Source organism: Succinimonas sp. (assembly GCF_045225735.1).
Lineage (GTDB): Bacteria > Pseudomonadota > Gammaproteobacteria > Enterobacterales > Succinivibrionaceae > Succinimonas.
Genome location: NZ_JBGVBR010000394.1, coordinates 1 through 5,988 on the forward strand (window position 1 = coordinate 1; position 5,988 = coordinate 5,988).

The 5,988-nt window shown below is 49.0% G+C and carries 3 protein-coding genes and 1 pseudogene; all 4 read right to left on the bottom strand.

What is annotated here, in order from left to right:
- A partial coding sequence (locus ACJROR_RS14045) for a serine/threonine protein kinase (RefSeq protein WP_406547649.1) occupies positions 1–690 on the bottom strand: 690 nt, incomplete at its 3' end.
- 703 nt (positions 691–1,393) lie between these two features.
- Positions 1,394–1,990 (bottom strand): hypothetical protein, encoded by a 597-nt coding sequence (locus ACJROR_RS14050; protein ID WP_406547650.1) that lies wholly within the window; start codon positions 1,988–1,990, stop codon positions 1,394–1,396.
- A gap of 372 nt (positions 1,991–2,362) precedes the next feature.
- Complete coding sequence (locus ACJROR_RS14055) at positions 2,363–4,903, bottom strand: protein kinase domain-containing protein (protein ID WP_406547651.1); 2,541 nt, start codon at positions 4,901–4,903, stop codon at positions 2,363–2,365.
- Positions 4,904–5,273: 370 nt separating this feature from the next.
- Positions 5,274–5,988, bottom strand: a pseudogene (locus tag ACJROR_RS14060) (serine/threonine protein kinase); the annotation flags it as partial.

The window sequence follows — 5,988 nt, forward strand, 5'->3', positions numbered from 1 at the left end:
TGGCGTAAAGCCGGTAAAGAGCTCAAAAACGGTGATGCCGAGAGCGTAGTAGTCGGTTTCCTTATGGAAAATCCCCTGAAGAGCCTCAGGAGCGGCGTAACAGGGAGTCATCCCGATCTCTGTTACCACAAAGGTGTTCTTCCCGGCATGAGAGCTGATCCCGAAGTCGATAAGAACAATACGCTCTCCGGCATCATCCGGAATAAGGTTGGCAGGCTTAAGATCCTTGTGGAGAATGCCGGCATCGTGCACGGCTTTCAGGCCTTCTATGACGGACGGGATAATGAAAGTCCTGAGCTCTTCTTCAGAAAACCTGACTCCGTCAGAAAGAAGTTCTGCGAGTGTTGACATCTCGTAGTACGGCCGTACCGCATACTGATACCCCTGATATACGCCATAGCCCGCCACCGGGGCTACGAAGGGACTTGTTACGGTCTTGAGCTTTTCCAGCACATCCTGCTTCAGGGCATTTTCCCGGCGGTAGTACTTGAGGAGAAACTTCTTTTCGGAGTTGCTCCCGGTTCCGGAGCAGAGATAGATATCCGCCTCCCCGGAAACAATGTCCAGCCTGGAATCCGCATGGAACTCACTCAGCGTAAGTCCGGTAAGATCCGGGAGCTTCTCGGTGCTTCTTACCTGAGTCTTTTTGAACTTGCTGAAAAGCGTTGCGTTAACTTTGGTTTCTGACATACAGGGCCTCACAGGAATCATGTTTAAACAGCATTAGTAAACTGAATAAATTACCCTATGTCAAATCCGATGTGTAAATCTATTACGTGGTTAACAAAAACAGGGTATGTTAAATATACGCATTACGAAGTCAGCAGGACATCACTGACCAGAGGTACAGAGGAATGAAACAAAGGCGTATCAAGTCTAATTTCCTTCACTAACTGTCGTAACAACATGTATCCGGATGTAAACAGTACCAGGTTATCTCGGACTAATGGAAGACGATGATTTAGCTTGTGCCGACAGAAGATCCTGACGGCAGAAAATACTTCATAAAACAGGATCCGCTTGCTCCGTGTCCAGGGCCCCAGAGCGCTGTTCTGCGCGCTCAGCTGTCAGAAAGCTGAGGTGTTTAAAACGGTTATATTCCTGAGATACCTGCGAGACAGGCAAAGGACTTTTATGACCCTTTCAGACCTGAAGAGCCCGATGCCGTGCAAAGAACGGAAATCGGATTGGTTTATGGGTTTGATAACGGAGCCCGGAACAGACTGACAAGAAATCTGGCATTTGCCAAAAGATCCGTGATAGCTGATGACAGAAATAATCGAAGCTCTCAGGAAAAAGAAAAGCGCTCCTGAACCAGTACCTGAAGCGGCAGAGAGCCTGTCCAAGAAGCTCTAAAAACAAACCAAAATCCGATCAGGACTTAGAATTCACGTTATATGTTCCAGTCAAAAAGCTGATTAAGGTAGTCCGCCCGGGTAATTGTTTTTCCGTTTCTGTCCTTGTATTTCCGAACTCTGAGAACCTCCGAAAAACCCTCTTTGCTGAAGTATATGTCACGCACCCCTTCCGGAGAATCCAAAGCGACTTCTATGGCGGCTTCATCATCAAGATCTCCTTCCCCAACTTCAGAATAAAACTCATAAACATAGAAAAGCGTGACCAGATATTTCAGAAGAGTGCCGCCCCGCAACCATGCCTTGTGTGATAATGCCCGCATATTTTCATCAGAGTTTTTTTCAGCCAAATACTTCAGAATTTCTTCGAAAATCTCGCTGTGATTCTGTCCTTCCAGGGGCTTATGATCCCGGATATCATCGGAGGAATCTCCTTCCCGGTCGATGACCAGAATATGAACCTCTCCGCTTCGTTTTTCATCAGAATCCGCTGCGGCCAGGCTGTCCAGGAACTCAAACAAATCCCTTGCGGAATCTGTATCCGCATCTGCCCGCTGCCATTCCTGCTGCCCGCCATCCCGGAGAGCTTTTTCGTAATCTTCCCTGTTGGCAAAAGAAATAAACTTCAGCTTCATTATCAGATCCTTCTTCAACTGGATTTATGACAAGTCTATTGTAAACTTTTTTGTGCCTGCATGAGGAACAGAACCGGGCATTAAAGGACATAGAGCAGATGAGTCCCGGGATGGCTGGTTTGACTGGGAACCAAAAGGTTCGAGGTCTGCTGTCTGGTATTTTCGGAATTCCTGGTGCAGATCGGGACGAACAAGGTATGTTTTCCGTATATGCTGCTCCTTATCGTTCCGAACCTTCTGTCCCCTGAAAAAATCAGCGTCAATCTGAAATCCTGTATTCGGAAGCCGACCGCGGGCAGGTTATGCAAGGCAGTGTTTTTAACAAACGCTGAGACAATTCATAATGCTTTTCTTAACTGTTCTGATATCGGATTACAGGTTCCAGATCAGCCATAAAGCGGGCCGCACAGTATCGCGAAAATTGATGCGGCCGCCAGACGAATCGAAATATGAATCGAGATAGCCATTCGAAAATACCCTCGGAGCACATTCCGGAGAAGGTAACGGCGCCCGCAGCCACCAATAACAGCAGCCGTTTGTACTGTTTATACAAGCTCCTTGCCTGCAGGCATATTCTGTAGGCTGACACTGTCTTTCAGCGACATTCTTAAAATAGCGTTCCGCCTCCGCGCAGCTGAGGCAGAAAACCCTGTCCCGGGTAATATCATCGCTGCTGCTAACATCTTCTGATTCGCCGCCGTTCGGTACCTTTGAAAGCCCGATCCGCCGCTGTTCCTCCTTCGTGAACGCCGTCTCCAGAAAAGCACTGTTAAGCCACTTGCGGAGATCGCAGTTCTGCCATGAGGTGACTGTTTTCTCATGATGATACTGTTTGCAATCGAGACCATAACGACTCACAAGAAGAGCCTCATTGCCCTTTACTTCCAAAACCAGCCATTCAATAGGCTCTTTCTCGCAGCCGATATTCTGGGGATAGCTGCCGAACCTGAAATAATCTCCGGCTTTAACTCTCAGGGCAGCAGGATATATGATTCCGTTGACCGTGATGGTTTTCGGCATTTCTGTATCAGATCTGCCGCGGGAACGTCTCCTAACCATCGGAAAACCGGAAACAGTTCTCCGGAGATTCTCATAGGAAGATGACTGCCAGACCTCTTCAGATACCTCCCTGAGAGCGGGGCCATAGCTATTGCAAAGGCGGCGGAGACTGGCAGCATCCTTGTCCCGGAGGAGCTTGCCAACATAGTAATCAAAGGCTGTCGCATTTTTGAAATAAAGTTCGCCCCGCCCGAAAACAGCGCCGCTGGCCAGATCCTTCAGAACCAGCTTTAACGCCTGTTTGGATCTTGCTTCCGGTATGACGGCCGCAAAGAATTCCAGCTCCTTGCGGTGCTCCTCAGCATATTTGAAGTATCCGGAAAACCCCTGCTCCTTTTCCAGCTTTCTGAGGTATTTCAGAAGCTTCCCGGGGGCTCTGAAGTTCTTGTCGCCTATCCGGAGATTTCTCTTTTTCGACAATGCATAGCCCAGTATCCAGGCAAACTGATCATCAGACCACTCCCGAAGCGAGAGAATTTTGTCCGCTTTCCGGAGGATATCCGAAGCCGCAGCGCTCTTCAAAACGTTTTCTGCATAGAAGTCCAGAAAGGAACTCTGTAAAAGCCGAAAACCGCTGACAAATGCAGTATTCTGTTTTACCGCGGAAGTTACTGCCGCCTCGCCAAGCTCCGCAAGACTCCCGAACTCCTTCCCGCCGCAAAAAATTGTCTTAAGTTCCGGAGAGAGCCGGTACATGAGGCGGTAAAAGACCTGATAGCATGATACCCAATTTATACCCTTCCGAAGATTTGTCTCAGCCTTCCGGCAGATATTTTCTAAATCAGGGGCAAAGAGACTGAAATGGTGGGTCAGAATACCTCTTTCCGCCTCCATGATTCCGGATGCGGGAGCTTTAAGCAAGGCTTTAACCAGCGACTCCTGCGTCTTATGAAAAACTCCGCCAAATTTGTAGGGCAGGAATTTCCGCTGCACGTCTTCGCATTCTCCCGGCACCGGCACGTCTTCGCCCTGAAGCCATCTCCTGACCTCGTGATAGCCCCAGCGTCTGTTGGGGTTCCCCTGCTCGTTACGATGGGAGATATCCTTATAGGTAAGCCCCTGTACCAGCTTTTTAAGACCTTCCGGGAAGTCCTCCGGAAACTCGATTTTGCTGATGGCAGCAAGTCTCGCTGCCGTCTCCGGAGAAAGCCCGGGATTCTGGAATGGAGTAAAGCCGGTAAAGAGCTCAAAAACGGTGATGCCAAGAGCGTAGTAGTCGGTTTCCCTGTGGAAGATTCCCTGAAGGGCCTCGGGAGCGGCATAGCAGAGAGTCATGCCGGTCTCTGTTACCACAAAGGTGTTCTTCCCCGCATGGGAGCTGATGCCGAAGTCGATAAGGACAATATGCTCCCGGGTGTCATCAGGAATCAGATTAGCAGGCTTGAGATCCTTGTAGAGGATGCCGGCATCGTGCACGGCTTTAAGGCCTTCTGTAACAGAGGGAATAATAAGAGTCCGGAGTTCTTCTTCGGAAAACCTGACTCCCTCGGAAAGAAGTTCCGCGAGGGTTGACATCTCGTAGTACGGCCGCGCCGCATACTGATGCCCCATGTATGAGCCAAAGCCCGACACCGGTGCCACGAAGGGACTTGCTACGGTCTTGAGCTTTTCCAGCACGTCCGGCTTAACGGCATTTTCCCGGCGGTAGTATTTGAGGAGGTACTTCTTCCCGGAGCGGCTCCCGGTTCCGGAGCAGAGGTAGATATCAGCCTCCCCGGATATAATGTCCAGCCCTGAGTCCGCATGGAACTCCCCCAGGGTAAGCCCCGTGATATCCGGGAGCTTCTCGCTTCTTCTTGCCTGAGTCTTTTTGAACTTGCTGAAAAGCGTTGCGTTAACTATGGTTTCTGACATATAAAACCTTAGCGGATTACCGATTGGGCCGTTACTGAAAGATCAGCCATAATGCGGGCCACTCTGCCCCTTCTTCACCATAATCTTCATCACCATCCGTGGAAATTGTGCCGTGCACTTAGACAAACGTTGATGCATCTTAACTGCGCCTCGGCGACCGCGGTAACCAAGACAACAGTTGCCTTTCCTTGCCCATACTCCTTGGGAACAGGCAAACTCCGTAATCTGATACTGTCTTTCAGTGCTATTCTTAAAATATCATCCCGCTTTCGCCAAGAAGTGGCAGAAAAACCGATCCTTGGTATTATTGAAGTCTGATTGCCAGACCTTTTCGAATACCTTCTGAAGAGCTGTATCATAGTTACGGAGATTACTGAGGCATTAAGCTTGCTTTTTCCAAAATGAGCAACAACAGATAATTGTCAAAGGATTTTCCGTTTTTGAACGGGAGCTTGCCATTCCTGAAATAAGTCTGATTAAGATCATCAAGAACCATCTTTAAAGTCAGTTTTGACTTCGTTTCCGGAATAAAGATTGCGAAGAATTCCAGTTCCTGGCGATGATCCTCAATGTATTTCAAGTATCCTTCTCCCTGCTCATTTTTCAGCTTTTCGAGGTATTCCAAGAACTCCGCAGTATTGTCGAATTCCTTGTCGTCTATCCTGAGATTTCTCTTATCTGAAAACGTATAGCCAAATACCCAGGAAACCTGAACATCCGTACATTGCTGAAGCGAAATCAGATCATTCATTTTCCTGAGAGTATCTGCAGTGCTATCGCTCTTCAAAATTGCTTCCGCATAGAAATCCAGAAAGGAACACTGGAGAAGCCGGAGCGAGCTTGCAAAACTGGTATTTCCGGATACAGCGGCAGAGATGGCCGCTTCGCCGAGCTCCGTAAGACTCCCGAACTCCTGCCCGCCGCAGAAGATGGTTTTAAGTTCCGGAGCGAGCCTGTACATCAGGCGGTAAAAGACCTGATGGGCTGATACTTCAGCGGAATTCTTCTGAAGACGCTCCTCCGCCTCCCGGCAGATCTTTTCCAATTTGGGAGCAAAGAGGCCCAGGTGGTGGGTCAGGATCCCC

Excerpts from the sequence above, each read along its gene's own strand:
- ACJROR_RS14050 (WP_406547650.1), bottom strand. The coding sequence starts at position 1,990 with ATGAAGCTGAAGTTTATTTCTTTTGCCAACAGGGAAGATTACGAAAAA.
- ACJROR_RS14055 (WP_406547651.1), bottom strand. The coding sequence starts at position 4,903 with ATGTCAGAAACCATAGTTAACGCAACGCTTTTCAGCAAGTTCAAAAAG.